This window comes from Achromobacter sp. ESBL13, assembly GCF_036668755.1.
In the GTDB taxonomy this organism is placed as follows: Bacteria; Pseudomonadota; Gammaproteobacteria; order Burkholderiales; family Burkholderiaceae_B; genus Achromobacter.
This window is the reverse complement of the sequence record NZ_JAZEVT010000033.1, coordinates 1-255: the sequence shown is the minus strand read 5'-3', so window position 1 is coordinate 255 and position 255 is coordinate 1. Positions and strand designations below refer to the sequence as shown.

The 255-nt window shown below is 60.0% G+C and carries 1 protein-coding gene; it reads left to right on the top strand.

Annotation, left to right across the window (positions count from 1 at the left end):
- A partial coding sequence (locus V6F88_RS27860; protein ID WP_332613530.1) for an Ig-like domain-containing protein occupies window positions 1-255 on the top strand: 255 nt, incomplete at both ends.

The following is a 255-nucleotide window of genomic DNA, read 5'->3' as shown; positions in this document are numbered from 1 at the left end:
CTCGGCGGTGGTGGACATTGCCAACGACACGGTAACGACCAACGAGGACACGACGGTCAACATCGCGGTCAACGGCAACGACACCTTCGAGAACGCAAGCCATGCCATCACGGCGATCAATGGCAGCGCGGTTGTTGTGGGGACGCCGATTGCGGTATCCAACGGTTCGGTGACGTTGAAGGCCGACGGCACGTTGGACTTCGCACCCGCAGCCAACTACAACGGATCGACCAGCTTTACCTACACGGTGACCTC